Source organism: Streptomyces tagetis (genome assembly GCF_018069565.1).
GTDB classification, from domain to species: domain Bacteria; phylum Actinomycetota; class Actinomycetes; order Streptomycetales; family Streptomycetaceae; genus Streptomyces; species Streptomyces tagetis.
In genome coordinates, this window is sequence record NZ_JAGPNL010000001.1 from 227,525 (window position 1) to 253,558 (window position 26,034).

22 protein-coding genes are annotated in these 26,034 nt (G+C 70.7%); 7 read left to right on the plus strand and 15 right to left on the minus strand.

Features of this window, described 5'->3' with window-relative positions; translation table 11 throughout:
* Positions 1–24: 24 nt before the first annotated feature.
* Positions 25–462, plus strand: a complete 438-nt coding sequence (locus J5Y05_RS00965; RefSeq protein WP_210867795.1) for a PH domain-containing protein — start codon at positions 25–27, stop codon at positions 460–462.
* Positions 463–961: 499 nt separating this feature from the next.
* Here J5Y05_RS00965 and J5Y05_RS00970 read toward each other — a convergent pair whose 3' ends face one another.
* The 5 genes from J5Y05_RS00970 to sfnG all read right to left on the minus strand — a co-directional run bounded on the left by J5Y05_RS00970 (position 962) and on the right by sfnG (position 6,475).
* Positions 962–2,104, minus strand: a complete 1,143-nt coding sequence (locus J5Y05_RS00970; RefSeq protein ID WP_210867796.1) for an LLM class flavin-dependent oxidoreductase — start codon at positions 2,102–2,104, stop codon at positions 962–964.
* A 61-nt stretch (positions 2,105–2,165) separates the two neighbouring features.
* Positions 2,166–3,350 (minus strand): SfnB family sulfur acquisition oxidoreductase, encoded by a 1,185-nt coding sequence (locus J5Y05_RS00975; RefSeq protein WP_210867797.1) that lies wholly within the window; start codon positions 3,348–3,350, stop codon positions 2,166–2,168.
* 3 nt (positions 3,351–3,353) lie between these two features.
* Positions 3,354–3,908 carry an NADPH-dependent FMN reductase gene (gene ssuE, locus J5Y05_RS00980; RefSeq protein WP_210867798.1) on the minus strand — a complete coding sequence of 185 codons (555 nt, stop codon included), beginning with the start codon at positions 3,906–3,908 and terminating at the stop codon, positions 3,354–3,356.
* Positions 3,909–3,963: 55 nt separating this feature from the next.
* Positions 3,964–5,181 carry an acyl-CoA dehydrogenase family protein gene (locus tag J5Y05_RS00985; protein ID WP_210867799.1) on the minus strand — a complete coding sequence of 406 codons (1,218 nt, stop codon included), beginning with the start codon at positions 5,179–5,181 and terminating at the stop codon, positions 3,964–3,966.
* Positions 5,182–5,344: 163 nt separating this feature from the next.
* Positions 5,345–6,475, minus strand: coding sequence for a dimethylsulfone monooxygenase SfnG (gene sfnG / locus J5Y05_RS00990; protein WP_210867800.1), 1,131 nt, complete (start codon positions 6,473–6,475; stop codon positions 5,345–5,347).
* 452 nt (positions 6,476–6,927) lie between these two features.
* Between sfnG and J5Y05_RS00995 the strand changes: the two genes are divergently transcribed.
* Positions 6,928–7,935 (plus strand): LysR family transcriptional regulator, encoded by a 1,008-nt coding sequence (locus J5Y05_RS00995; protein ID WP_307853628.1) that lies wholly within the window; start codon positions 6,928–6,930, stop codon positions 7,933–7,935.
* 227 nt (positions 7,936–8,162) lie between these two features.
* Here the strand turns inward: J5Y05_RS00995 and J5Y05_RS01000 are convergent, their stop codons facing one another.
* The 3 genes from J5Y05_RS01000 to J5Y05_RS01010 form a co-directional block, all read right to left on the minus strand.
* A complete protein-coding gene (locus J5Y05_RS01000) occupies positions 8,163–9,659 on the minus strand; it encodes a DEAD/DEAH box helicase (RefSeq protein ID WP_210867801.1) in 1,497 nt (498 codons plus the stop codon).
* Between the two features lie 355 nt (positions 9,660–10,014).
* The gene (locus tag J5Y05_RS01005; protein ID WP_210867802.1) at positions 10,015–10,218 is read right to left on the minus strand and encodes a cold-shock protein; all 204 of its coding nucleotides are present in this window, start codon (positions 10,216–10,218) and stop codon (positions 10,015–10,017) included.
* 472 nt (positions 10,219–10,690) lie between these two features.
* Positions 10,691–11,542, minus strand: coding sequence for an aldo/keto reductase (locus J5Y05_RS01010; protein WP_210867803.1), 852 nt, complete (start codon positions 11,540–11,542; stop codon positions 10,691–10,693).
* Between the two features lie 762 nt (positions 11,543–12,304).
* Between J5Y05_RS01010 and J5Y05_RS01015 the strand changes: the two genes are divergently transcribed.
* Positions 12,305–12,637: a MerR family transcriptional regulator gene (locus tag J5Y05_RS01015; RefSeq protein WP_210867804.1), complete on the plus strand. Its 333-nt coding sequence runs from the start codon at positions 12,305–12,307 to the stop codon at positions 12,635–12,637.
* A 256-nt stretch (positions 12,638–12,893) separates the two neighbouring features.
* Here the strand turns inward: J5Y05_RS01015 and J5Y05_RS01020 are convergent, their stop codons facing one another.
* Entirely contained in the window at positions 12,894–13,589 is a 696-nt protein-coding gene (locus J5Y05_RS01020; protein WP_210867805.1) for a TetR/AcrR family transcriptional regulator, read from the minus strand.
* Between the two features lie 116 nt (positions 13,590–13,705).
* Here J5Y05_RS01020 and J5Y05_RS01025 point away from each other — a divergent pair, with 116 nt between their 5' ends.
* The 3 genes from J5Y05_RS01025 (at position 13,706) to J5Y05_RS01035 (ending at position 17,787) form a co-directional block, all read left to right on the plus strand.
* Complete coding sequence (locus tag J5Y05_RS01025; protein ID WP_210867806.1) at positions 13,706–14,899, plus strand: FAD-dependent oxidoreductase; 1,194 nt, start codon at positions 13,706–13,708, stop codon at positions 14,897–14,899.
* Positions 14,896–15,132 (plus strand): VOC family protein, encoded by a 237-nt coding sequence (locus tag J5Y05_RS01030; protein WP_210867807.1) that lies wholly within the window; start codon positions 14,896–14,898, stop codon positions 15,130–15,132. Before J5Y05_RS01025 ends, J5Y05_RS01030 begins: the two co-directional genes overlap by 4 nt.
* A gap of 294 nt (positions 15,133–15,426) precedes the next feature.
* Positions 15,427–17,787 (plus strand): MMPL family transporter, encoded by a 2,361-nt coding sequence (locus tag J5Y05_RS01035; protein ID WP_210867808.1) that lies wholly within the window; start codon positions 15,427–15,429, stop codon positions 17,785–17,787.
* 122 nt (positions 17,788–17,909) lie between these two features.
* Here J5Y05_RS01035 and J5Y05_RS01040 read toward each other — a convergent pair whose 3' ends face one another.
* Positions 17,910–19,424, minus strand: a complete 1,515-nt coding sequence (locus J5Y05_RS01040; RefSeq protein ID WP_210867809.1) for a glycoside hydrolase family 76 protein — start codon at positions 19,422–19,424, stop codon at positions 17,910–17,912.
* Between the two features lie 290 nt (positions 19,425–19,714).
* Between J5Y05_RS01040 and J5Y05_RS01045 the strand changes: the two genes are divergently transcribed.
* On the plus strand, positions 19,715–20,278 hold the full coding sequence (locus J5Y05_RS01045; protein WP_210867810.1) for a dihydrofolate reductase family protein: 564 nt from the start codon (positions 19,715–19,717) through the stop codon (positions 20,276–20,278).
* 21 nt (positions 20,279–20,299) lie between these two features.
* On the opposite strand, the gene J5Y05_RS01050 is transcribed toward J5Y05_RS01045, so the two are convergent.
* From J5Y05_RS01050 to J5Y05_RS01070, 5 genes are read right to left on the minus strand one after another with little or no spacing between them, the layout of a single operon-like run.
* The gene (locus tag J5Y05_RS01050) at positions 20,300–22,072 is read right to left on the minus strand and encodes an acetyl/propionyl/methylcrotonyl-CoA carboxylase subunit alpha (RefSeq protein ID WP_210869593.1); all 1,773 of its coding nucleotides are present in this window, start codon (positions 22,070–22,072) and stop codon (positions 20,300–20,302) included.
* The gene (locus J5Y05_RS01055; protein WP_372450472.1) at positions 22,069–22,497 is read right to left on the minus strand and encodes a cobalamin B12-binding domain-containing protein; all 429 of its coding nucleotides are present in this window, start codon (positions 22,495–22,497) and stop codon (positions 22,069–22,071) included. Before J5Y05_RS01055 ends, J5Y05_RS01050 begins: the two co-directional genes overlap by 4 nt.
* A gap of 56 nt (positions 22,498–22,553) precedes the next feature.
* Positions 22,554–22,748, minus strand: a complete 195-nt coding sequence (locus tag J5Y05_RS01060; protein ID WP_210867812.1) for an acyl-CoA carboxylase subunit epsilon — start codon at positions 22,746–22,748, stop codon at positions 22,554–22,556.
* A gap of 27 nt (positions 22,749–22,775) precedes the next feature.
* Positions 22,776–24,341 carry an acyl-CoA carboxylase subunit beta gene (locus tag J5Y05_RS01065; protein WP_210869596.1) on the minus strand — a complete coding sequence of 522 codons (1,566 nt, stop codon included), beginning with the start codon at positions 24,339–24,341 and terminating at the stop codon, positions 22,776–22,778.
* A 43-nt stretch (positions 24,342–24,384) separates the two neighbouring features.
* A complete protein-coding gene (locus J5Y05_RS01070; protein ID WP_210867813.1) occupies positions 24,385–25,971 on the minus strand; it encodes an acyl-CoA mutase large subunit family protein in 1,587 nt (528 codons plus the stop codon).
* Between the last annotated feature and the right edge of the window lie 63 nt (positions 25,972–26,034).

Consider the following 26,034-nt stretch of genomic DNA (forward strand, 5'->3'; position numbering starts at 1 on the left):
GAAACCGATGAAAGGTCAGGAACCATGAAGGAACGGCAGGTGCCGGATTGGCTGGAGGTTCTTGAGCGCTGCGGCCTGGAAGTCGCAGGAAAGGCGGAACAGGATGGCCCCCCTGTGGACTCCGCCATCTACGCGGTCAACGGATTCGAGGTCGAGCCGGCCGTGGCGATTCCCGCCTCCAGCCCCCACGCCGCCGACGAACTGGACGAGGCGTGGCACCATCGTGCCTCACAGGCTCCCCTGTACGGGGAGAACGGGGAGTTCCTTATCCTGCCGCCGGTATCGGGCGGGAGCGAGGTCGGCTGGGTACGCGTAAAGGATCCGGTCGGGAGGAACCTTCCGTCCCGTATCGCCGGAGCGGCGGGTTCACCCGAGTTCGTAGCCGTTTCGCCGGATGGTCGCCACCTGTGTGCCGCCTCGGTCGAAGATGACGACTACTGGGTGGTGGTGCACGAATTCTGAGCGCGGTTCCTCTTCCGGCAGAGTGAGGAGGATACGAGGCATCAGTGGCCAGAGAACCGTCGTTCGACGACGAGTGGCGCGCGACGGTGACAGACGAGCCCCTGATCTTCAACCCTCGCTTCGCGGGGACCTTTTTGGTCGTCGCGCCTTACGCGAACGTGAAGGAACGGATGCCGTTCCTGGCGGACGCCTTCGGCAGCCAGGAGTGGCTGTGGGACACCCCGGACACGCTCGGGTTCGACCCGGTGAGCCGCGAACTGGTCAGCGCCGAGTCCCAGTTGGCCTACGAGTCCGCGCCCGCCGTGCGCCACCCGTCGGTTGCTCGGTGCCTGCCTGGACCTGATCAGCGAATCCGCTGCTCGAAGAGGTGCAGGACCGCGAGCCGGACGCCCTGGCACGGGTCCGGGAGACCCACCCGTGACGCCGGAGTCGTGGTGGCTCGCCCCGACCCGGCCTGGGCTTTCCGTGTTTTGCTCAAGGCCCGTGGTTTCAGGGGTGGTCAGCCCGTGAACGGTACCTGGGTGGCGTCCGGGGGCGGGGTGCCGGGTGGGGGTGTCCACAGGGCTGCCATCGAGAGCCGGGGCAGGACGTTCTCGCCGAACCAGTACGCCTCCTCCAGGTGTGGGTAGCCGGAGAGCACGAACTCCTCGATGCCCAGGGCGGCGTACTCCTTGATCCGTTCGGTGACCTCCTCGTGGCTGCCGACCAGGGAGGTGCCCGCGCCTCCCCGGACCAGGCCGATGCCGGCCCACAGGTTGGGGTGGATCTCCAGTCGGTCGGGGCTGCCGCCGTGCAGGGCCAGCATGCGCCTCTGGCCCTCGGACTCGCTGCGGGCCAGCCCCGTCTGCACGGACCGTACGGTGGCCTCGTCGAATCCGGCCAGCAGGCGGCGGGCCTCCGCCCATGCCTGTGCGGAGGTGTCGCGGGTGATGACGTGCAGCCGGATGCCGAAGCGCACGGTGCGCTGCCGGGCCGCCGCGAGGCCGCGTATCCAGGCGATCTTCTCGGCGACCTGGGCCGGCGGCTCGCCCCAGGTGAGGTACACGTCGCTGTGCCGGGCCGCGATGTCGCCCGCGATCGGCGAGGAACCCCCGAAGTACACCTCGGGCACCGGGTCGGGCAGCCTGGCCAGCCTCGCTTCCTGGACCCGCAGATGCTCGCCGTGCGCGTCGACGGTCTTGCCCTCCCACAGCGCCCGGACGAGCTCCAGGAACTCCCCGGTACGGCGGTAGCGGTCGTCCTTGCCGAGGAAGTCGCCGTAGGCGCGCTGTTCGTGGCTCTCGCCGCCGGTGACGACGTTGAGCAGGAGCCGGCCGCCCGTCAGCCGCTGGAAGGTGGCGGCCATCTGCGCGGCGAGCGTGGGAGAGGTGAGACCGGGGCGGAAGGCGACCAGGAACTTCAGCCGTTCGCTGTGCTGGGCGACCATCGCGGTGGTCAGCCAGGCGTCCTCGCACCAGGCGCCGGTCGGCGTGAGCGCCCCAGCGAAGCCCAACTCCTCGGCGGCGCGGGCGATCTGGCTCAGATAGGCGACTGTCGGCGGCCGGCTCCGGCCCAGGGACCTGGCCGGTGTGCCGTGGCCGCCGCCGACGACATCGCGGCTGTCGCCGTTGGTCGGCAGGAACCAGTGGAAGGTGAGGGACACGTCGGTCTCCGTATGGGGGAGCGGTGGGGCGTGCCGTCCGGGCACGCGTCGGGCGAGGGGGTCACAGCAGGCCGTGGCGGGGCGGCCGGGTGCCGGTGAGGACGTGGCGTCCGATGTGCTGGATCTTCCAGCGCACGGGGTCGTGCAGGGTGTGGGTGCGGGCGTCGCGCCAGTGGCGGTGCAGGTTGAGGGAGGCGAGCGCCGAGCGGGTGCCCGAGACCTCGAAGAGGGCGTTCGCGACCTCCACCGCGCTCTGCGCGGCCTGTACCTTGGCGGCGGCCACGGCGATCGACGCGTCCGCCGCCGTGTCGTCGGTCAGGTCGGCGCGGGCGGTGTCCACGGTGCGCGCTGCCTCCCGCAGCAGCGCCTCGGACGCCCGTACCCGGATGGCGAGTTCACCGAAGCGCTGGATCAGCAGGGGGTCCTCGGCGGCCGTCTCCAGACCGCTCTCGAACCAGGGGCGGCTCTTCGTACGGACGAAGCCCACCGCCTCGGCGAGCGCTCCCCGGGCGATGCCGGTGTCGATCGCCGCGTGCAGCAACTGGGCGACAGCGCCGTGCAGTTGTGGTCCGGTGAAGGTGAGATGGTGGGGCAGGACCCGGTCGGCCGGCACGATGACGTCATCCAGCCGTACGGTGCCGCCGGCGGTCGTCCGCTGGCCGAGGCCGTCCCAGTCGTCCACCACCGTGACACCCGGCGCGTCGCTCGGCACGTAGGCCACGTGCAGCCGGTCGTCCTCGGCGAGGGCCAGGACGGGAATCCAGTGGGCGAACAGGGCGCCGGTGCAGTAGTTCTTGACCCCGTTCAGGAGGAAGGAGCCGTCCGGCCGGGGGGTCAGGCGGGTACGGAAGTCCTGGACGTGCCGGGTGCCCGCCTCCGACTGGGCGTTGCCCAGCCGCCGCCCGGCGAGGAGTTCGGCGAAGAAGAACGCCCGCTGTTCCGGGGTGCCTTGGCGGCGGATGACGTTGACGTAGGCGAAGTGGCTCTGCGGTATCTGCGCGATGCTGGCGTCGGCGGTGGCCAGCAGCCGGAAGATCTCGGCGCAGGTGGCGGCGGAGACGTCGGCGCCGCCGTGCTCGGCGGGGACGGTGACGGCGAGCAGACCCGAGCGGGACAGCCTGTCGAGTTCGGCGTGCGGCAGCCGGCGCTCGGCGTCGCGCTCGGCGGCGCCCGACCGGAACTCCTCGGCCAGTGCGGCGGCGGTTTCGAGGGCCTCGGCGTCGTCGGCGATGACGTGTGCGGTCACTGCTCAGCCCGCCGGGGCGAGCAGGGGTGTGCGGCGCAGGGCCGCGGAGAACTGGTCGACGACGCGGGTCAGCGCCGCCGCGCCGGCCGGGGCCACGGTCACGGAGCCGTCCTCGTCCACGGTGATGTCCGTGTCGAGGGTGAACCAGCCCTGCACGACGTGCGCGGCGCCCATCGAACTGAGCACCGGCCGCAGCGCGTAGTCGACGGCGAGGACGTGCGCGGTGGAACCGCCGGTGGCCAGCGGCAGCACGGTCTTGCCGGTCAGCGCGTACTGCGGGAGCAGGTCCAGGAGCGCCTTGAGCACCCCGGAGTAGGAGGCTTTGTAGACGGGGGTGGCGACGACCACCCCGTCCGCCGCGGCGAACAGCTCGGTGGCCTCGACGATCGCGGGATGCCGGAAGTCCGCGCCGAGCAGGGCCTCGCCGGGGATCGTACGGACGTCGAGCGGGATCACCTCGTGGCCCTGGGCGGTCAGCCGCTCATCGAGGTGGCGCAGCAGGCGGTTGGTGCGGGAGGAGGCGGAGGGGCTGCCGGAGACGGACACGACGGTGGCCATGGGTTTCTCGATTCGGGAGGGGGGCGCCGCACTTGGGTGCGGCGCCCCGCGGCGGTCAGGAGTACCAGGTGGGTTCGGGCAGCGTGCCTTCGAGGACCCAACGGCCGACCTCGCGCCGCTTGTAGGCGACGGGGTCGTGCAGGGTGTGGGTGCGGACGTTGCGCCAGAACCGGTCCAGGCCCTCGGCGGTGGTCGTGGCGCGGGCACCGGTGACCTCGAAGATCCGGCTGGAGATCTCCAGGGCGACATCGGTGGCGCGGGCCTTGACCGCGGCCACCCGGACCTCGAACTCGCCGCGCGCCTGCTCGGTGACCGCGTCGGGGTCGTCGTGCAGACGCCGGCCCTCGGCGGCGACGGCGTCGGCGAGGGCTTCCACGGCCCACAGTTTCGAGGTGAGGTCGCCGTAGGTGTCGATGACGTACGGCTCGTCGACGGCGCGGTCGTAGCCGCCGTGCAGCCAGGACCGGGACTTCTCCCGGGTGTAGGTGGCCGCGGTCTCCAGGGCGCCGCCCGCGATGCCGAGGTAGAAGCTGACGAAGACGAGCTGGATGGTGGGGACGTTGAGGGTGTTGTAGACGCGGGGTGTGAACTCGCCGTCGACGTAGCCGGCCGCCGACGACCAGGGGGTACGGACCCCGTCGAGGGTGACCCCGCCGCTCTCGGTGAGCCGCTGGCCGATGTTGTCCCAGTCGTCGTGGAAGGTCAGGCCCGGAGTGTCGGAGGGCACGATCGTGAAGACGTGCCGGTCGGTGCCCTCGAAGACGCCTTCCAGGACGGTGACGTCGGAGACCTTGCCGCCCGTGGAGAACGTCTTGCGGCCGGTGAAGACCAGCTCGTCGCCGTCCTCGGTGACGACGACGTCCGTGTCCCGCGGGTTGACGGCCCCGCCGAAGAACCAGCGGTTGCGGGCGGCCTCGGCCTCGACGTGCTCCCACTGCTCACGTGTGCCGACCAACCGGGCCGCCCAGTTCCACAGGTAGTGGTAGCCGAGGAGCTGACCGATGGAGCCGTCGGCCTTGGAGACCTCGCGGACCACCCGGTAGGCGGTGACCCAGTTCTCACCCGCGCCTCCGTGCTCGACCGGGCCCAGCAGGGTCACCAGACCGGAGTCCTTCAACAACCGGACCTCGGCGTAGGGCGTGGCACCGGCCCGGTCGCGGGCGGCGGCGTCGGTGGCGAGGACCGAGGCGACCTCTGCGGCGCGGAGGGTCCACTCCTCGGCGGTCCGCGGCTGCGGGCGGGTCTGCCAGTCGGGGAGGGCGGTGGTGCTCATGAGGGTGACCTCTTTCGTGGTGCGGGTGGATGGGGTGGGTGGAGGGGGTGGGTGGAGGCAGCGGGTGGCTGCGAGCCGGTGGAGGTGGCGGGCGGCCGGTGGAGGTGGCCGGCGGCGGTGGCCGGTGCGGGTGGTCGACGGACGTGGCCCGGGTACGGGGCGGTCAGGCGGGTACGCTCGCGGGCTCCGGCTCGGGCTCCGGCTCGTCGTCGCCGAGCTGTGCCTCCAGCTCGCGCACGAGCGGCAGCACCCGCTTGCCGAAGTAGGCGACCTCCTCGTGGTAGTGGAGGAAGCCGAGCAGCAGCAGGTCGACGCCGAGCCGGCGGTAGGCGACGATCCGCTCGGCGACCTGCTCGGGGGTGCCGATCAGACCGGTGCGGAAACCGTCGTTGTACTGGACGAGGTCCTCGAAGGTGGAGTTCTCCCACATGCCCTTGCCGTCGGCCGTGGACCGCCCGGCCTGCCTGACCGCGGCACCGAAGCCGTCCACGGCCTCCCGGTCCGCCTTGGCGACGATCTCGCGCAGCGTCTCGCGGGCCTCGGCCTCGGTGTCCCGGGCGATGAGGAAGCCGTTGAGGCCGAACTTCGGTGTGGTGCGCCCGGCCTGGCGGGCGGCGGCGCGGACATCGGTGAGCTGCTCGACGACGCCGTCGAAGTCCCTGCCGTTGGAGAAGTACCAGTCGGAGACCCGCCCGGCCATGGCCCGAGCCGCGGTGGAGTTGCCGCCCTGGAAGATCTCGGGGTGGGGACGCTCGGGGGTGTTGAGCGGCTTGGGCTTGAGGGAGAAGTCGCGCAGCCGGTAGAAGTCGCCGGCCAGTTCGGTGTGGTCCTCCGTCCAGATCTGGCGCAGGGCCCGGATGAACTCCTCGGCACGCCGGTAGCGTTCGTCGTGCTCCAGCCAGGGTTCACCGAGCGCCGTGAACTCCCCCTTGAACCAGCCGCTGACGACGTTGACGGCGAAGCGGCCCCGGGAGAGGTGGTCGGCGGTGGCGCCGAGCTTGGCGAGGACGCCGGGGTGCCACAGACCGGGGTGCACGGCGGCGATGACCTTCAGCCGCTCGGTGGCGAGCAGCAGGGCCAGGCTGAAGCTGGTCGACTCGTGCTGGTACTCGGCTCCGTAACTGGCCATGTACCGGACCTGGCTGAGGGCGTACTCGAAGCCGTTGTTCTCGGCGAGAACGGCGAGTTCGCGATTGTATTCGTATCCCCAGTCGGTGCGCTGTTCAATGGTGCTGGTGACCAGGCCGCCGCTGACATTGGGGACCCAGTAGGCGAATTTCACGGGCGCGGGCATGCGGAACTCCTGTTGCGGAAAACGAGAATGCGGGGGTGCAATGCGTGGGCTCGGGGCAGAACGCGAGGCAGAGCGAGGCAGGGCTCGGGCCGGGTTGTCGCGCGGGCTTGCCGCGGGGCGGCCTGGCCGGCCCGTGAGGGCACGCCGCACCGGGGCCGGGCCGGTCGCTCAGCGGGTGTGTGAGCCGGTCAGGCGGTGCGAACGTGGGGAAAGGGGGCGGCGGATCGCAGATCAGGCCGCGGCGCGACAGGAGGTGCTGGAGACGCGTGCGAGGTCGACATGGCGTCGCCGCGTGAGTTCCAGTCGCTTCTTCATGCCGTCGATGGTGGCAGCCTGCCGTGTGAGCCGTCAAGGGAAACCCAACGTATTCCACGCCGCTGACCATGGGATTTCACGAACCTGTGACAGGGAAACCCTTGAACGGCTCGTCAATTCGGACGCACGATGCCGGAGTGCGGACCGAACAGCTCGAATACATAGCCGCGGTGACCCGGCTCGGCTCACTGCGCCGGGCGGCGGAGGAATTGCGCCTTTCGCAGCCCGCGCTGAGCGAGACCGTCCGGAACCTGGAACGGGAGCTGGGCGTCGATCTCCTGGACCGCAAGCGGTCCGGGGCGACGATGAGCGCGCAGGGCCGGGAACTGCTGCCGCACATCGTGCGGGTGCTGGAGGCGGTGGACCGGCTGCGCGCCGCGGCCGGGGAGCAGCACCGGATCAGCCGCATGGTGCGGGTCGGCACGGTGAACGCGGCGACCGTGCCGCTGCTCGTGCCGGTGGTGCGGACGTTCCGGGCGGAGCACCCGTCTACCCAGGTCGAGGTGGTGGGGGCGCAGCAGACGGACATCCAACGGGCCCTGTTCGAGGGCGCCTTCGACCTCGGCCTCGTCAACCACCTCGAAGGCGACGACATACCCGTCGGCATGGACTGCACCCGCCTGCTGCGGGGCCGGCCCGTGGTGTGCATGCGTCCCGACAGCCCGCTCGCGTCCCGTTCCGTCGTGACCGTGCCGGACCTGCTGACCGAGCCGCTGGTCGCGATGCGCTCCGGCTACGTCATGCACCGGCTGGTGCACCGGCTCCTGGACGGCGACGTCCCCGCCTTCTCGTACTCGACGGACGGCGCGGAGATGGGCAAGCTGATGGTGGCCGAAGGGCTGGGAGTGACCGTCCTGCCGGACTTCAGCGTGGTCGGCGACCCCTTGCAGCGGCTCGGCACCCTCACCTGCCGGCCGCTCGCCGGTGACGTGCCCGGGGTCCTGCTCATGCTCCAGCGCCGCAAGGCGGACTCCGTGCCGCGGGCCGCGCAGGACCTGTACGAGGTGTTCGTCCGCCGGGCCCGGGAACTGGGCGGGGCCGGCGGACGCTCGGAACACCCGAACGCGGAGGGAACGGGCCGGGAACGGGGCCGGCGGCCGGGGAACGGGGCCGACCGCCGTCCCGCGGGTTCAGCGGGAGAGTAGGGAGGGAAGGAGAGCGCGAGGACGCCCAAAACACCCGGGACGCGGCCGTGTCCGGGCACGCCGCCCTCGGCGATCTCACCCAGGCGGATCGGGCCGGCGTATCCGGCGCTGTCCCGGACGGCGGTGAGCCGGGACAGCGCGGCCCGGCACTGCGCGGCCCTGCACTGCGCGGCCCGGCACAGCGTGACCCTGCACAGCGCGGCCCGGCCGACGTGCCCGCGACGGTTCTACGCGGCCGCACCGGCCGTGGGCTGGGGCGCGGCGGCACGCCGGGTGGCCGAGGCGGGGCGGCGCCGGCCTCGGGAGCCCGCACCGCGGGGCTTCTTGGGGCGTTCGGTCACCGGTGCGGTGATGACGACCGGGATGCCGGTCGGGGCCTGGGCTCCGGTGATCCGGCTGAGGGCCTCGTCGCCCGAGCGGACCTGGGTGGTCTGCGGCCTGATCCCGGCGTCCGACAGGAGACGGACCATGCCGCGGCGCTGGCTCGGAGTGACGAGCGTGACGACGCTGCCGGACCCACCGGCGCGGGCCGTACGTCCGCCGCGGTGGAGGTAGTCCTTGTGGTCGGTCGGCGGGTCGACGTTGACGACGAGGTCGAGGTCGTCGACGTGGATGCCGCGCGCGGCGACGTTGGTCGCCACCAGCACCGTGACGTGTCCGGTTTTGAACTGCGCCAGGGTGCGCGTGCGCTGCGGCTGGGACTTGCCGCCGTGCAGCGCGGCGGCGCGCACCCCGCTGGTGAGCAGGTCCTGAGTCAGCCGGTCGACGGCGTGCTTGGTGTCCAGGAACATGATCACGCGGCCGTCGCGGGCGGCGATCTCCGTGGTGGCCGCCTGCTTGTCGGCGCCGTGGACGTGGAGCACGTGGTGCTCCATCGTGGTGACGGCGCCGGCGGAGGGGTCGACGGAGTGCACGACGGGGTCGCTCAGGTAGCGCCGTACGAGCAGGTCGACGTTGCGGTCGAGCGTGGCGGAGAACAGCATGCGCTGGCCGTCGGGGCGCACCTGGTCGAGCAGCGCGGTGACCTGCGGCATGAAGCCCATGTCGGTCATCTGGTCCGCCTCGTCCAGGACGGTGACGGAGACCCGGTCCAGCCGGCAGTCGCCGCGCTCGATGAGGTCCTTGAGCCGTCCGGGGGTGGCGACGACGACCTCGACACCGCCGCGCAGCGCGCTCGCCTGCCGGCGGATGGGCATGCCGCCCACGACCGTGGCGAGCCGCAGCCTCACGGAGCGGGCGTACGGGGCGAGCGCGTCGGTGACCTGCTGCGCCAGCTCCCGCGTCGGTACGAGGATCAGGGCCAGCGGCTGCCGGGGCTCGGCGCGCTGTCCGGCCGTACGCGCCAGCAGGGCCAGCCCGAAGGCGAGGGTCTTGCCGGAGCCGGTGCGCCCCCGGCCCAGGACGTCGCGGCCCGCGAGGGAGTTCGGCAGCGTCGCGGCCTGGATCGGGAACGGAGTGGTGATCCCGGCCGAACCGAGCGCGGCCAGCAGTTCTCCGGGCATGCCGAGATCGGAGAAGCTTTCCACGGCGGGAAGCGCGGGGGTGATCGTCCGGGGGAGGGCGAACTCCCCCTGGACTCCTGCGGGCCGGCGGCCCTGGCCGGAACTGCTCGGACCGGCCGACCGGCTCGGGGCCGACCCGCCGAATCGGCTGCCACCCCGTCCGGAGCCGGCACTGCCGTTACGGGTACGGGAGAAGCGGTCGTTCGTGCCTGTGCGGTTCATGCGGAACCTTCCTCGATGCGGCGCATATCAAGGAATTCCCGCGGCGATGAGCGGCACGGAGAATCGCGAGAATGGGCCGGTGGGACGCGACAGCGAATCCGGCCGACGGAAAGAACCGTGCGGGCGCGAGCGCTGAAATGAGTGACGCGGTGGGGACTCGATATTCGGAGCGTCCGCTGTGATGTGGCCGTGCCCATGAAGGGAGGCGTCTGCACCCTGAAGGACGGTCCGTGCGCGGTGAAGCCACGGATTTCCTGGTCGTCGTCGACCGGGACATCACTGCCGGAAACGCATGTAGCTGGGGCCCGCACCCCGAGGGATGCGGGCCCCAGCTACAAGTAAGCGACAGTCGGCGTCAGGCGAGAACGATGTTCTCGGCCGTCGGGCCCTTCTGGCCCTGCGCGATGTCGAAGGTCACCTTCTGGCCCTCCTGGAGCTCGCGGAAGCCCTGGGCGGCGATGTTCGAGTAGTGGGCGAAGACGTCGGCGCCGCCGCCGTCCTGCTCGATGAAGCCGAAGCCCTTTTCCGCGTTGAACCACTTCACGGTACCAGCAGCCATGTCATTTCTCCTTCGGGGCAGTGCACCGGAGCCCGCACCGTGCGGACGCCGTGTCGCGCGATGATCACCCCGCCCGGAAAAGACCGGAAAAAATAAAAGTGCTTCCAGCGGCGCGATGGCCGGCCGGAGAGCACTTGAAGTTTCGGGAACCACAACTGCAACTGAGATCGACAGTAGCACGCCGCAGTGGTCTGTGTGCGGTGAAGAACCCCGCGCTGGTCATTTCCGCAAGGAATCTGTCTGCAACTTCCGTCGAAATCTCAGGTTGCGGCAATAGATATTTACCCACCCGTGCAACGCCATGTTCACCTTCCCGGTGACCTTATTCTGGCGTGCCCGCCCTTGCGTTATCCGGTCCGCGAGCACGTCCCACCGCGGCTGCTCTCGCCCATGGCTTGGTGGGCCGATTCCTCCGTCGAGGTGGCCGGCTTCCTGCGCAGGTCCCTTTCCGCCGCCCGTCCCTTCGGATGGTTCAGGAGTCGAGGGTGGTGTTGCCGAGCCGGCTGACGATGGCCGGGTCTCGGTGGTCGAAGAACAGCGAGGCGCCGGTGTCCAGGGCGGCGATGGCCGCCATCTGGTCGCCGGTGAGCCGGAAATCGAAGACGTCCAGGTTCTCCGCCATGCGCTCGGGGCGTACCGACTTCGGGATCACCACGACGCCGCGCTGGACGAGCCAGCGCAGCACGACCTGCGCCACGGACTTGCCGTGGGCGGCGGCGATCCCGCTCAATACCGGGTCGGTGAAGAGGTTGTTGCGGCCCTCGGCGAACGGCCCCCACGACTCGATCTGCACTCCGCGCTCGCGCATCAGCTCTTGGTCGGCGGTGCGCTGGAAGAAGGGGTGGGTCTCGATCTGGTTGACCGCCGGCACGACCTCGTTGTGGTCGATGAGGTCCACGAGCCGGTCCGGGTGGAAGTTCGACACCCCGATCGCCCGCACCAGGCCGTCGCCGTTGTACAGGTTCTCCATGGCCCGCCAGGAGCCGTAGACGTCTCCGTAGGGCTGGTGGATCAGGTACAGGTCGACGTGGTCGAGGCCGAGCTTGCGCAGCGAGGTCTCGAAGGCCCGCCTCGCCCGGTCCTCGCCGGCGTCGGAGATCCAGAGCTTGGTCGTGACGAACAGCTCCGCGCGGGGGATGTCGCCGGCCTTGATCGCGCGGCCGACGGCCTCCTCGTTCCCGTACCCGGCGGCGGTGTCCAGGGACCGGTAGCCGGCGGCGAGGGCGTCGCTGACGGCCCGCTCGGTCTCCGCGGGCGGGATCTGGTACACGCCGAAGCCGAGGACGGGCATCTCGACGCCGTTGTTCAGGGTGACGGTCTGCATGGGCGGTTCCTTTCGGTGCGTACGGGCATCCCCCGCGTGGGCGTGGGGGCGGCGATCCGTGTCCGGGTGCCTGCGGGGGTCCCTCGGGGTGGGTATCCCCGGCGGCCGGGGACAGGCTCGAAAGCCTGTCCGAGGGGGCTCCGGGTTGCCCGTGCTTGATGTGCTGCGCCGACCGTCACCTCTCGTCCGGCACAGGCCGTGCCGGGCGCTGCTCCGTGCGGACGGGGAGGCGGCCGGCGGGGAAGGCAAGCGGGCGTAGGGGCGGCAGGGTCCTCGCATCAGCGCCTGGAGTAAATCTGTAGCCGCTGATGTAGACATTGGGGCCGTCGGGGATTAGTGTTGTCCTTGTAGCCAGAGTCGACAGGCGCGGCAGAGACGAACTGCCGTGCAAGCAGACGAAGTAAGCACGGACCGGCAGTGGAGGGGAGGAGCCAGAGGTGATGGGTTCCTCCACTGGCTGCCGGGCCGAGCGGCCCCAGGGGTCGCACAGCAGTACCGCGCAACCCAGCAGTACAAGGAGGTAAGGAGCAGAACGCCATCAGGATCGCCCGGGTGAGCAGCACGGCCCGGGTACCGCAGGCCCCGGATTGGAAGGTGGTCCCCGGTCACGCAACCGCGATCCCCGCAGTCCCCTCGCCCTCCCGGGCGGGATCTGCGGACACAGAGAGCCGGCGCAGTCAGCCGGCGGATGGTGTGAAAGCTCGGGGCCCGGACGCCAGACGGCGTCCGGGCCCCTCGACGCGTCCCCGGAAGAAGAGGTCTATGCCCCCTCGCAGTACCCGCCCCGCCGTCCCCCTCGACGATGACGACTATCCCGCCTACACCATGGGACGGGCCGCCGCCATGCTCGGCACCACCCCCGCCTTTCTCCGATCCCTGGGCGAACATCGCCTGATCACGCCCCTGCGCTCGGAGGGCGGCCACCGCCGCTACTCCCGCTACCAGTTGCGCATCGCCACCCGTGCCCGCGAACTCGTCGACGCCGGCACCTCCATCGAGGCCGCCTGCCGCATCATCATCCTCGAAGACCAGCTCGAAGAGGCCCAGCGCATCAACGAGGAACTCCGCGCCGGCCACCCGGACCCCTCGGCGTGACCCGGACCCGGACCCGTGGAGCGGGGCCGGACCACCCGGACGCGTACCGGCACGTACCGCGCACGTCGACGAGGAGGGCGCGTCCGCCGCACGGACGTCGATGACCTGGAATCCCACCGGTGGCAAGAGGGCCCCGGCAGCCAGCGAGCCCCGGACCGCATCGTGCACCGGTCCGGGGCTCGCTCGCGTCTCCGCGGGGGCCGGACGTCGGTCGCGCGATGCCGTGCGTGACGCGGTCAGGACGGTGGCGAGCCGCTCACCGCGACTGGGAGCGCGCGAGGATGCCGCGGACGAGGATGTCGATCCCCCAGAGGAACCGCTCCTCGCCGGTGCCGGAGAGGATGTCGTCCCGGGCGGCGTGGACGCGCGGGTACTGACCGGCTGACGTCCGGGCGAGTGCCTGTTCGATCGGACCGCCGGGTTCGGCGGCTCCCGTGTCCTGGGCGTGTTCCGCCACGGTGGCGGTCACGAACAGGGACAGCAGGTCGATGGCCCAGGCCGCGTCCGCCTGGTCGACGCCGGCTTCGGCGAGGAGTCCGAGAAGGGCGTCGTTGATGCGCAGGGCGTGGGGGCCGACCGCGGTGGTCTGGAACGCCATCCGGGCCAGGGCGGGGCTGCGGGCCAGCACCGTCGCGTAGGAGAGCAGGAGCGCTTCGAGCCGGTCGCGCCAGAAACCGTCACCCGCGGTCTCGACCGCCCCCAGGGCGTGGTCGAGGACGAGGGCCTGCAACTCGTTCATGCCGTCGACGTAGGCGTACAGCGAGGCCGGTCCCGTGTCGAGCGCCTTCGCGATCTTGCGGAGGCTCAGAGGGGCGCCGCCCTCCGCTCCGCCCTCCGCGCTGATCTGGCGCAGCGCCTCGTCGACGATCGCGTCCCGGCTCAGCGGTGGTTTCGCCGGCCGGTTGCGGCGACTCTCCACACGGGATTCACGGAAGGGGTCTCTCTCGGCCACGGACGAACGCTATTCGTCACGAACGCGCACCGTCAACAGCTTGACGAACGGTGTTCGTGACGAATAGCGTTCGGCGCCTCGGAAGTCCGCCGTCGTCGGAAAGGGGTGAGGAACGCATGTCGGTACGGAGCGTGGCCGTCGTCGGTGCCGGTCTGGGCGGCCTGGTCTGTGCGCGGGTCCTCCAGCGCCATGGCATCGCCGTCACCGTGTACGAGTCGGACGCCGTGCCGGACGCGCGCCCCCAGGGCGGCTCGCTGGACATCCACGAGGACACCGGCCAGATCGCGCTGAAGGAGGCGGGCCTGTACGAGCGTTTCCTCGCCCGTACGCACACCGGAGGTGAGGACCTGCGCCTGCTCGACAAGAGCGGACGGGTGCGCATCGACCGGCGCGAGCCGCCGGGCGGCCGGGGCCGTCCCGAGATCGGCCGCGCGGATCTGCGGCGGCTGCTGATCGACTCGCTGGAGCCCGGCACGATCGCGTGGGGGCGCAAGGTGGCCGATGCGCGGCCGGCAGCCGGTGGGCACCTCCTCGCGTTCACCGACGGTGCGGTCGAGCGCGCCGGTCTCGTGGTCGGCGCGGACGGCGCCTGGTCCAGGATTCGGCCGCGGTTGACGCCCGTCAGGCCCGCCTACACCGGGATCACGCTGGTGGAGATCCGGTTGTCCGACGCGGCGGCCAGGCACCCCGAGGCGCTGGCACTGGTCGGGCGGGGCAACTTCTTCGCGCTCTCGGACCACAGGTACATCGGCGGGCACGGCGGGGACACCATCGCGCTCGGGTGCGGCCTGCGCGTGGCCGAGGGATGGGCGGAGACCAGCGGCATCGACTGGGACGATCCGGCATCCGCCCGCGCGGGGCTGCTGCGGGAGTACCCGGACTGGGCCGGTGAACTGACCGATCTGATCCGTGGGTGCGACGACGACACGTTCCGGCCCCGGCCGGTCCACGCCCTGCCGACGGGTCTGACGTGGGAGCGGGTGCCCGGTGTGACGCTCGTGGGGGACGCCGCGCACCTGATGTCGCCGTTCGCGGGAGAGGGCGCCAACCTGGCGCTCATCGACGGCGCCGACCTCGCCCGCGAGATCGTTTCCGGCCCCGACACGGAGGCGGCGCTGTCCCGTTACGAGAAGGCGATGTTCTCGCGCGGGGCGAAGTCGGCCGCGGCGTCGCAGCGGGGCCTGGACATGATGTTCGTCAAGGGCCCGCCGCGGAAGCTGACGCTGTTCTTCACCCTCACGGGGGTCGTGGCGAAGGCCGTCAGGCCGTTCGCACGCGTCCTGGCTCCCGGAGGGGAGAAGCGACCATGACCCGCTCCGATCCGGCCGGGCGGATGGGCGCTCGACTGGCGCCCGACGCCGTCGAGGCGACCGTCGCGGACCTCGGGCGCAGCCTGGACTACTCCACGCGCTCCCTCGGCCTTCGGATGCTCGACCACGACGCGGACGGCGCGGCGGTGCGCGTACCCGGGCGGGTGCTCGCACGACTGAGGGAGCGCCCGGGGGTCTCTCCCGCGCCCACGTCCTGGCCGGAGCCGCGCTGAAGGTGCGCGAACCGTCGGGAGACCTGCCGCGCTTCGCCGCCCGCACGGCCTGACCGACGCCTGGCACGTCCCTCGTCGCGTCCCCGTCCCCGTCGTGTCCCCCGTCCCGCCCCCCCCGTCCCATCCCCGTCCCGACCCGCAGCGCGATGTCCGCTCACAGCCTTGTCGGCGCCGTTCCCCGGTGACGACCGACGGCCGGCCGTGCTGCCTCTTCGCCCGAGGAACCCTTCGGCCTGCCCGGCTCACCGGGCGGACCGCTTCCCGCCCTGAGCGGCCGACCATGTGGAGACACCGATGAAGGCTCTGTCGAGGTTCGCGATCAGGCACCGATGGTGGGTGATCGCCGGCTGGATCACGGCGATCGTCCTGATCCAGGTGCTGTCCTCCTCGGCCGGCGGCGCCCGGTACAAGGACGACTTCAAGCTGCCGGGCACCGACTCCCAGGCGGCGGCCGACCTGCTGGCCAAGGCGCACCTGGCCCAGCAGAACAACCCGACCGGCACCCTGGTCCTGCACGCCAGGACCGGCACGCTGACGAGCGAGCCCGACGGCTTCGTCCAGCGGGCCGACAAGGCGGTCTGCGGCGTGGCCGACGCCCACATCGCCACCATCACGACCCCCTGGGGACACGTCGCCTGCACCCCGGCCGACGGCACGAGCGATGCCACACCGCGGCCCGACCTGATCAGCCCGGACAAGAGGACGGCCATCGTCGAGGTCGCGTACGACGAGCCGAAACCGGCCGACAGCACCCCCAAGGTGGTCTACGACCATCTGAAAACCCTGCGTTCGCCCACCCTGCAGGTCGAGTTCACCGGTGACACCTTCGACGGCGTCGACGCGCCCACCCGTCTGCTCACCCCCCAAGTCCTGGGCTTCCTCGCGGCGTTCGTCATCCTCGCCCTCGTCTTCCGTACCTTCGGAGCGACCCTCCTGCCGATGATCAGCGCCGCCGCGGCCCTGGGCAGCGGACTGGGACTGATCGCCCTGCTGACCCACGTCATGGCGGTGACCGACTTCACCTCGGCCCTGGCCGAACTCATGGTGATCGGCGTGGGCGTCGACTACGCCCTGTTCATCGTCACCCGCCATCGGCGCAACCTGCGCAGGGGCCTGAGCGTCGAGGAGTCGATCACCGCCGCCCTGAGCACCGCGGGCCGGGCGGTGCTGTTCGCGGGCGTCACCGTCTGCATCGCCATACTCGGTCTCTGCGCCCTCGGCGCCGGCTTCCTGTACGGCGTGGCGATCGGCACCGCGGTCGCCGTCAGCCTCACCATGCTGGCGTCACTGACCCTGCTGCCGGCCATGCTGTCGCTGCTCGGCCGGCGGGCCCTGCCGCGCTCCCAGCGCGAAGAACTCCCCTCCGACAAGCGGGTCAAGCTCCTGCTGTGCGTGATCCCGCCGCTGTGCGTCCTGTTCTGGGTGCTCTACCTGCTGCAAGGGGCGCTGCGGCCGATCACGGCCCGGCTGACCGCACGCCGCGCGGCCTCGACTCGCCCTCCGCTGTGGACCCGTTGGGCCACCCTCGTCCAGAGGCGGTCCGTGATCGCCGGTGTCGCCGCCGCCGTCCTTCTGACCGTCATGGCCCTTCCGTTCCTCTCCATGCGCATCGGCCACCCCGACCAGAGCAACACCCCCGCCTCCTCCACCAGTCGCAAGGGCTACGAACTGATCCAGCAGGCGTACGGACAGGGCTACAACTCCAACCTGCAACTGGTCGTCGCGGGACCCGGCGCCGCCGACGAGCCCTACATGAACAAGGTCACCGACACACTGGCCGCCGTCCCCAACGTCAACAGGAGCAGCATCACCGCACTGCCCATCGGCAAGGACATCGCGCTGGTCGCGTTCAAGTCGATCAGCAGCCCGCAGGACGCGAAGACCGTGGACCTGGTCGACCATCTGCGTGACACGGCCCTCGCGCCCCTGCACCCGGACGGCGACACCCAGATCTACGTCTACGGAGAGACCGCGATGTTCGTGGACTTCTCCGCCTCCCTCGCCGACAAGATGATCTACTTCATCCTCGCCGTGGTCGGCCTGTCCTTCCTGCTCCTCATGGTCGCCTTCCGCAGCGTCCTCGTCGCCCTCACCGCTGCCGCCATGAACCTGCTGGCCGCCGGGGCCTCGTTCGGCGCCATCGTCGCCGTCTTCCAGTGGGGATGGCTCAGCGAACCCCTCGGTCTGGGAGGCGGCGGCCCCATCGAAGCCTTCCTGCCCGTCCTGTTCTTCGCCATCCTCTTCGGGCTCTCCATGGACTACCAGGTGTTCCTCGTCAGCCGCATCCACGAGGAATGGCTCCTCAGCCGCGACAGCCACCGCGCCGTCACCGTCGGCCTGTCCGATACGGGCGCCGTCATCACCGCGGCCGGCCTCATCATGATCCTCGTGTTCGGCGGGTTCCTGCTCGGCAACGGACTGACCATCAAGCTCCTCGGCCTCGGTCTCGCCCTCGCCGTCCTCCTCGACGCCTTCATCGTCCGCCCCATGCTCGTCCCCGCCATCATGCAATGGCTCGGCAACGCCAACTGGTGGTACCCGGCCTGGCTGGACAGGATCACCCCCCACGTCACCATCGAGGCCCACGAAGAACCCGCCCACCCCCTCCCCGCCCCAGACCTCCACGCCGCCCCCGGCAAGACCGGCGAAGCCTGACCACCGAAGGCCGGTGCCCACCACACACCCGGGTGGGCACCGTCCGGTGCGGCGGGCGTCGGCCCGGACCCCGGCTGGAGCCACCTCCGCCGGGGTCGGTGACCAGGGGTCCCCTCCATGGCCTACGGCGCCGCGTTGAGGAGGTCGAGGGCGCTTTGCTGGCGGGCCGCGTCCAGTGTGTCGACCGGGCCCGACCAGCGCAGTCCGTACTGGTCGAGGGGGTTCCGGTCGCTCGCGTGGGCGCGGTCCGCCTGGCGTCGCAGATAGCCGGTGTACGGATGGTCCGGCAGCGCCGCGTCGAGCTTGCCCAGTCCGCGCACGTGGGCGCCCTTGAAGGAGGGGCCGTCGGCGCCGCAGTCCCCGTTCTCGCACGGGTCCCGCAGGATGCCGTCGGGGGTGTGCAGGGAGGGCGCCGTGGTCGCGGCGTCGGCGATCTGCCGGGCGCGGGTGAGCAACGCCCCGTCGCCCGTGGCCCGGTTCAGTTCGGTGAGCGCCCCGAGCAGCACGCCCTGGTTGTACGACCAGACGGGCTGGCCGTTGTTGCGGCAAGTGGTCAGGTCGATGCCGTCGTTGACCAGGTTCGAGCCGTTGATCATGCCGGTGCCCTGGAACCAGGACCAGCCGGCGCGGGCCCGGCCGAGGTACGTGGTGTCACCCGGGATGCGGTTGTGCAGGGCGGCGTTGAGCTGGATGTAGAGGGAGTTGGGGATGGCGTTCTTGTACGTCCTGGCCGTGCTCCACCACACGCCGCCGCCGCAGGTGCCGTCCCAGTAGGCGGCCATGTGATCGGCGTCCGCGCGGGCGGTGTCCAGGTAGCGGCGGTCACCGGTCAGGTCGTACGCGGCGATCCACGCGAGCCCCCACCAGCCGGTGTCGTCGATGTACTCGTTGCGGAACTGCCCGTCCCGCGCGTTCAGGTTCAGCTCGTACGTGCGGGGGATCGCGTACGAGTAACTGCCCATCCCCGACACGCGGATGTTGTCGATGACGGCGGTCAGGGCGTTCGCGGAGTTCCACCAGCCGGTGGTGTCGAACAGGCCGGTCGCGTTGTTGTAGAAGGTCATCAGGCCGGTGGCCGCCGCGGTTCGCCGGTCGCCGGCGTTCCAGGTGGCGCGGGCCCAGGGGGTGCACGCGATCTCGGTACGGTCGCCGGCCTTGCCGCAGGCGCGCAGTGCGCCGACGCCCCGGTTGTTCCAGTCGTCGACGTTGTACATGAGCGTGCGCCAGCCCCGTTGCCCGGAAGGGACGGTGGTGTCGCCCAGCTTGCTCCCGGAACTCCAGGTGCGTCCGCCGTCGAAGGAGCGGTCGAGCCAGACCTCGTCGCCCGGATTGCCGTTGTCGATCGACCCCCAGCCCATCGCGGAAGTGTCGTCGAGGTGGAGGGCGATCGACCGCCCGTGGACGGCCGCCGTGACGGGCATGCGGTCGCCGAAGGAGAGGGCGGGGTCACGGGCGTCGCAGAATCTGTTGCAGACGGTCGCGGTGGCGGTGGTGTCAGCGGTACCGGTGGTGTCAGCGGTGCCTGCCGCGGACGCCGGGCGCGGGGCGAGTACCGCGAGAAGCGCGAGGGTGAACGCGGTGGCCGAGTGCCTGACGGTGAGAGGTGTCGCCCTTCGGGACCTTCGTGCTGGAGTCATGGGGCCTCCCCGGCAACGCGACGCGCCCCGCCCTCGCCGTGGACCTGTAGACCTCGCTTCGCCGGCCGTACAGGTGACGGCGGGACCCGGGGACGTGCCGCGGATGAATGGTGAGAGCGCTCTGCGGAAGGTAGTGACGGGGGGAGGGGGCGTCAATGAGTGCGGTAGGCAGAGGAGTTGCCGGGTCGGCGGGGAGGGGCGGGGGCCCCACGGTCCAGAATCTCCCGGCCTGCCGTGCCTTCGACGGAGGCTGGTCGTACGGTTCAATTCGTTACCAAGGAGGAATTCTGGTGCGAAGTGTGACGTATTCGATGGGTGTCTCACTCGACGGTTACATCGTCGGGCCGGGGGGTGACTTCGACTGGACGGGGCCCGATGAGGAGGTCTTTCGGTTCGTCACCGAGGAGGAACGAGGGGTTGGCGTGCATCTGTTGGGGCGGCGGTTGTACGAGACGATGCTGTACTGGGAGACCGCCGGCCAGGACCCTTCGCTGGATGCCTCCATGCTCGCGTGGGCCGCGCTCTGGACGTCGCTGCCCAAGGTGGTGTTCTCCACCACCCTGTCGGAGGTGCGGGGCAATGCCCGGCTGGCCTCTGGTGGCCTGGCGGAGGAGATCGAGCGGTGGCGGGCGGCGCCGGGGGAGGGCGACATCGCCATCGGCGGCGCGACTCTCGCCGTCGAGGCGGCGGAGTGCGGGCTGATCGACGAGTACCGGGCCAGGGTCTACCCGGTGCTGGTCGGCGGTGGCACTCCGTTCTTTCCCCGGCGCGAGCGCCGGGTGAATCTGGAACTCGTCGAGAACCGCGCCTTCGGTTCGGGGGTGGTCTACCTCCGCTACCGCGTGGTGCGGTAGCGGAGCCGCCGGAGCCAGGTCTCAGTCCTTGATCTCGCAGATGACGGCGCCGGAGGTGAGGGAGGTTCCGACTTCGGCGCTGAGGCCCTTGATGGTGCCGGATTTGTGGGCGTTGAGGGGTTGTTCCATCTTCATGGCTTCGAGGACGACGATGAGGTCGCCTTCCTTGACGTCCTGGCCGTCTTCCACGGCGATTTTGACGATGGTGCCCTGCATGGGGGAGGCGAGGGTGTCGCCGGAGGCGGCGGGGCCGGACTTCTTCGCGGCGCGGCGTTTGGGTTTGGCGCCGGCGGCGAGGCCGGTGCGGGCCAGGGACATGCCCAGGGAGACGGGCAGGGAGACTTCCAGGCGTTTGCCGCCGACTTCGACGACGACGGTCTCGCGGCCGGATTCGTCGTCGGTGTCGGTGTCGGCGGGGGTGGTGAAGGGCGGGATCGTGTTGGTGAACTCGGTCTCGATCCACCGGGTGTGGACGGTGAAGGGGCTGGTGGTGCCGGTGAGTTCGGGGGCGAAGGCGGGGTCGCGGACGACGGCGCGGTGGAAGGGGATGGCGGTGGCCATGCCTTCGATGTGGAATTCGTCCAGGGCGCGGGCGGCGCGTTGGAGGGCTTCTTCGCGGGTGCGGCCGGTGACGATGAGTTTGGCGAGGAGGGAGTCCCAGGCGGGGCCGATGACGGAGCCGGATTCGACGCCGGCGTCGAGGCGGACGCCGGGGCCGGTGGGCGGGGCGAAGCGGGTGACGGTGCCGGGGGCGGGCAGGAAGCCGCGGCCGGGGTCCTCGCCGTTGATGCGGAACTCGAAGGAGTGTCCGCGCAGGGCGGGGTCGCTGTAGCCGAGGGGTTCGCCGTCGGCGATGCGGAACATCTCGCGCACCAGGTCGATGCCGGCGACTTCCTCGGTGACGGGGTGTTCGACCTGGAGGCGGGTGTTGACTTCCAGGAAGGAGATGGTGCCGTCGGCTCCGACGAGGAATTCGACGGTGCCGGCGCCGACGTAGCCGGCTTCCTTGAGGATCGCCTTGGACGCCGAGTACAACTGCTCCACCTGCGCGTCGGAGAGGAACGGCGCGGGGGCTTCCTCGACGAGTTTCTGGTGGCGGCGCTGGAGGGAGCAGTCGCGGGTGGAGACGACGACCACGTTGCCGTGGGTGTCGGCCAGGCACTGGGTCTCGACGTGGCGGGGCTTGTCGAGGTAGCGCTCGACGAAGCATTCACCGCGGCCGAAGGCGGCCACCGCCTCGCGCACCGCCGAGTCGTACAGTTCGGGGACCTCTTCGAGGGTGCGGGCGACCTTCAGGCCACGCCCGCCGCCGCCGAACGCGGCCTTGATGGCGATGGGCAGGCCGTGTTCCCGGGCGAAGGCGACGACCTCGTCGGCGCCGGAGACCGGGTCGGGGGTGCCGGCGACGAGGGGGGCGCCGGCCCGCTGGGCGATGTGCCGGGCGGCGACTTTGTCGCCCAGGTCCCGGATCGCCTGCGGCGGCGGACCGATCCAGATCAGCCCCGCATCCAGCACGGCCTGCGCGAAATCAGCGTTCTCGGAGAGAAAACCGTAACCGGGATGGACCGCGTCCGCACCGGACTCCGACGCCGCCCGCAACACCTTCCCCATATCCAGATAACTCGTCGCGGGCGTGTCACCACCCAAAGCGAACGCCTCATCAGCAGCACGAACATGCAGAGCATCCCGATCCGGGTCCGCATACACCGCGACACTCGCGATGCCGGCATCCCGACACGCCCGAGCCACGCGGACAGCGATTTCGCCACGGTTGGCGATGAGCACCTTGGTCAGCATGCCGCCCCCTGGGCGTCCGCCAGTTCGGCCCGGAACCGGTCGACCGTCTCGACGATGCCGCTGATGTCCGCGCCCGGGGTGAACACCGCGTCGACACCCATCGCTTCGAGCAGGCGGACATCGGCGTCCGGGATGATGCCGCCGACCAGGATGCGGACGTCGCTCGCGTCCTCCCGCGCCAGCAGTTCGCGTACGCGCTCCACGATCGTCAGATGGGCGCCCGAGAGTACGGAGAGGCCCAGGACGGGCGCGTCCTCGGCGATGACCGTGGCGACGATCTGCTCCGGGGTCTGGTGCAGACCGGTGTAGATCACCTCGTGGCCGGCGTCGCGCAGCGCGCGGGCGATGACCTTGGCGCCGCGGTCGTGACCGTCGAGTCCCGGCTTGGCGATCACCACGCGCAGCCGGGACGACGCTGCCACGCCGCCGAGATCGGCGCGCTGTCGCAGGGCGTTCATCGATTTCTCCGATCGGAAGTTCACTGGGGGAGGGCCGAGGCGAGCCAGCCGCCGGGGCCGTGGCCGGGCGGCGTGCGCAGGAGGCGGCGGGGTGACGCCCAGGAGGTGGTGGGGCGGGGCGCCGGTCCGGGGCCCGGGGTGGTGGCGGCGGACAACAGCGCTACCACCGCGGCGAGTTCTTCGGGGGTGGGGTTGCCCCGTACGACTTTGATCACGGTGGCTCCTGGGGGGTGGAGGTGTGGTCAGAGGGGGATGTTGCCGTGTTTTTTCGGGGGGAGGGTTTCGCGTTTGGTGCGGAGTTGGCGGAGTCCTTGGGTGATGTGGCGGCGGGTGTCGCTGGGCATGATGACGGCGTCGATGTAGCCGCGTTCGGCGGCGGTGTAGGGGTTGAGGAGGGCGTCTTCGTATTCGCGCATCAGGCGGGTGCGGGTGGCTTCGATGTCGTCGGCCGCGGTTTCGGTGAGGGTGCGGCGGTGGAGGATGTTGACGGCTCCCTGGGCGCCCATGACGGCGATCTGGGCGGTGGGCCAGGCGAGGTTGAGGTCGGCGCCGAGGTGTTTGGAGCCCATCACGTCGTAGGCGCCGCCGAATGCCTTGCGGGTGATGACGGTGATGAGGGGGACGGTGGCTTCGGCGTAGGCGAAGATCAGTTTGGCGCCGCGGCGGATGATGCCGTCGTGTTCCTGGCCGACTCCGGGCAGGAAGCCGGGGACGTCGACGAAGGTGAGGACGGGGACGTTGAACGCGTCGCAGGTCCGTACGAAGCGTGCCGCTTTTTCGGAGGCGGTGATGTCGAGGCAGCCGGCGAACTGCAGGGGCTGGTTGGCGACCACGCCGACGGGGCGGCCTTCGACGCGGCCGAAGCCGGTGAGGATGTTCGGGGCGAACAGGGCCTGGGTTTCCAGGAACTCGGCGTCGTCCAGGACGTGTTCGATGACGGTGTGCATGTCGTAGGGCTGGTTGGCGCTGTCGGGGACGATGACGTCGAGTTCGCGGTCCTCGTCGCTGACGGTGAGGTCGGCTTCCTCGGGGAAGGCGGGCGGTTCGGACAGGTTGTTCGACGGCAGGTAGGACAGGAGCTGTTTGACGTAGTCGATGGCGTCCTTCTCGTCGCCGGCCATGTGGTGGGCGACGCCGGAGGCGGTGTTGTGGGTGCGGGCGCCGCCCAGTTCCTCGAAGCCGACGTCCTCGCCGGTGACGGTCTTGATGACGTCGGGGCCGGTGATGAACATGTGGGAGGTCCGGTCGACCATGACGGTGAAGTCGGTGATCGCCGGCGAGTAGACGGCGCCTCCGGCACACGGGCCCACCACCAGGCTGATCTGCGGGATCACCCCCGAGGCGTGCGTGTTGCGGCGGAAGATCTCCCCGTAGGCCCCCAGCGAGGCGACGCCTTCCTGGATACGGGCACCGCCGGAGTCGTTGATCCCGATGACGGGGCAGCCCGTCTTCAGCGCGAAGTCCATCACCTTGACGATCTTCTGCCCGTAGACCTCGCCCAGCGCGCCCCCGAACACGGTGAAGTCCTGCGAGAACACCGCCACCGGCCGCCCGTCCACCGTGCCGTACCCGGTCACGACACCGTCCCCGTAGGGCCGGTTGTGCTCCAGGCCGAAGCTGGTGGAACGGTGCCGGGCGAACTCGTCCAGCTCCACGAACGAGCCCTCGTCCACCAGCAACGCGATCCGCTCCCGCGCCGTCAGCTTCCCCTTCGCGTGCTGCTTCTCCACCGCACGAGCGGACCCCGCATGCGTCGCCTCCCCGATACGACGCCTCAAATCCGCGAGCTTGCCCGCGGTCGTACGCATGTCGATCTCGTTCACTGACTGCTCCACCCCAGGGCTTGTTCGGTCAGAAGGTGTCGTGCGGGACGTACGTGCCCCAGACGTCGCGCAGCGCGTGCGCGACCTCGCCGGCCGTGGCGCGCAGCCGCAGGGCCTCGCGCATCGGGGGCAGGACGTTGTCCGTGCCCCGGGCGGCGGCGCGCAGGGCGTCGAGGGCGCGGAGGACGGCGTCGCCGTCGCGTTCCTCGCGCAGGGCGGCGAGGCGTTCGCGCTGGTCCAGCTCGATCTGCGGGTCGACGCGCAGCGGCTCGTACGGCTCCTCCTCGTCGAGGACGTACTTGTTGACCCCGACCACGGTCCGCTCCTGGTGGTCGATCTCCAGCGCGGTCCGGTACGCGGACTTCTCGATCTCCGACTTCTGGAAGCCCTGCTCGATCGCGGCCACGGCGCCGCCGCGGTCCTCGACCGCCCGCATCAGCTCCAGGACCGCCCCCTCCAGGTCGTCGGTCATCGACTCCATGACGTAGGAGCCGGCGAAGGGGTCGACGGTCGCGGTCACGTCGGTCTCGTAGGCGATGACCTGCTGGGTGCGCAGGGCCAGACGCGCCGCCTTCTGGGTGGGCAGGGCGATGGCCTCGTCGTAGGAGTTGGTGTGCAGCGACTGGGTGCCGCCGAGGACCGCGCCGAGGCCCTGGAGGGCGACGCGGACGAGGTTGACCTCGGGCTGCTGCGCGGTGAGCTGCACGCCGGCGGTCTGGGTGTGGAAGCGCAGCATCTGCGACTTGGGGTTACGGGCGCCGAACTCGTCGCGCATGACGCGGGCCCAGATCCGGCGCGCGGCACGGAACTTGGCGATCTCCTCCAGGAGCGTGGTCCGGGCGACGAAGAAGAAGGAGAGCCGCGGCGCGAAGTCGTCCACGTCGAGTCCGGCGGCGATCGCGGTGCGTACGTACTCCTTGGCGTTGGCCAGCGTGAACGCGATCTCCTGCGCGGGCGTCGCCCCCGCCTCGGCCATGTGGTAGCCGGAGATGGAGATGGTGTTCCAGCGCGGCAGCTCCCGGTGGCAGTAGGCGAAGATGTCGCTGATCAGCCGGAGGGACTGCTGCGGCGGGAAGATGTAGGTGCCGCGGGCGATGTACTCCTTGAGGACGTCGTTCTGGATGGTGCCGGTCAACCGGTCGCCGGGGACGCCCTGTTCGGCCGCGACCAACTGGTACAGCAGGAGCAGGGAGGCCGCGGGCGCGTTGATCGTCATGGACGTCGAGACCTTGTCCAGGGGCAGTCCCTGGAAGAGCGTTCGCATGTCGTCGAGGGAGTCGACGGCCACGCCGACCTTGCCCACCTCGCCGCGGGCGATGGCCTCGTCGGAGTCGTACCCCATCTGGGTGGGCAGGTCGAAGGCGACGCTCAGGCCACCGGTGCCCGCCCCGACCAGCTCGTGGTACCGCTCGTTCGACTCCTTGGCCGTGCCGAACCCGGCGTACTGCCGCATCGTCCAGGGCCGGCCCGTGTACATCGTCGGATACACGCCCCGGGTGTACGGGAACCGCCCCGGGGAGCCCAGCTTGGCGTCGGCGTCGAACCCCGCCACCGACGTGCCGTCGTAGACGGGCTGGATGGGCAGTCCGGACTCGCTCTGCGCAGGGGAACCCATGCCCGACCTCCTCTGGTACCGAATCTCCCTCGAACGGTACTCAGTACCATGGTCGTGGGCAAG

Excerpts from the sequence above, each read along its gene's own strand:
- J5Y05_RS01005 (WP_210867802.1), bottom strand. The coding sequence starts at position 10,218 with ATGGCTGCTGGTACCGTGAAGTGGTTCAACGCGGAAAAGGGCTTCGGC.
- sfnG (WP_210867800.1), bottom strand. The coding sequence starts at position 6,475 with ATGCCCGCGCCCGTGAAATTCGCCTACTGGGTCCCCAATGTCAGCGGC.
- J5Y05_RS01030 (WP_210867807.1), top strand. The coding sequence starts at position 14,896 with ATGACCCGCTCCGATCCGGCCGGGCGGATGGGCGCTCGACTGGCGCCC.
- J5Y05_RS01065 (WP_210869596.1), bottom strand. The coding sequence starts at position 24,341 with ATGCGTACGACCGCGGGCAAGCTCGCGGATTTGAGGCGTCGTATCGGG.
- J5Y05_RS00965 (WP_210867795.1), top strand. The coding sequence starts at position 25 with ATGAAGGAACGGCAGGTGCCGGATTGGCTGGAGGTTCTTGAGCGCTGC.
- J5Y05_RS01035 (WP_210867808.1), top strand. The coding sequence starts at position 15,427 with ATGAAGGCTCTGTCGAGGTTCGCGATCAGGCACCGATGGTGGGTGATC.
- J5Y05_RS01025 (WP_210867806.1), top strand. The coding sequence starts at position 13,706 with ATGTCGGTACGGAGCGTGGCCGTCGTCGGTGCCGGTCTGGGCGGCCTG.
- J5Y05_RS00985 (WP_210867799.1), bottom strand. The coding sequence starts at position 5,181 with ATGAGCACCACCGCCCTCCCCGACTGGCAGACCCGCCCGCAGCCGCGG.
- J5Y05_RS01015 (WP_210867804.1), top strand. The coding sequence starts at position 12,305 with ATGCCCCCTCGCAGTACCCGCCCCGCCGTCCCCCTCGACGATGACGAC.
- ssuE (WP_210867798.1), bottom strand. The coding sequence starts at position 3,908 with ATGGCCACCGTCGTGTCCGTCTCCGGCAGCCCCTCCGCCTCCTCCCGC.
- J5Y05_RS01040 (WP_210867809.1), bottom strand. The coding sequence starts at position 19,424 with ATGACTCCAGCACGAAGGTCCCGAAGGGCGACACCTCTCACCGTCAGG.
- J5Y05_RS01000 (WP_210867801.1), bottom strand. The coding sequence starts at position 9,659 with ATGAACCGCACAGGCACGAACGACCGCTTCTCCCGTACCCGTAACGGC.
- J5Y05_RS01070 (WP_210867813.1), bottom strand. The coding sequence starts at position 25,971 with ATGGGTTCCCCTGCGCAGAGCGAGTCCGGACTGCCCATCCAGCCCGTC.
- J5Y05_RS01010 (WP_210867803.1), bottom strand. The coding sequence starts at position 11,542 with ATGCAGACCGTCACCCTGAACAACGGCGTCGAGATGCCCGTCCTCGGC.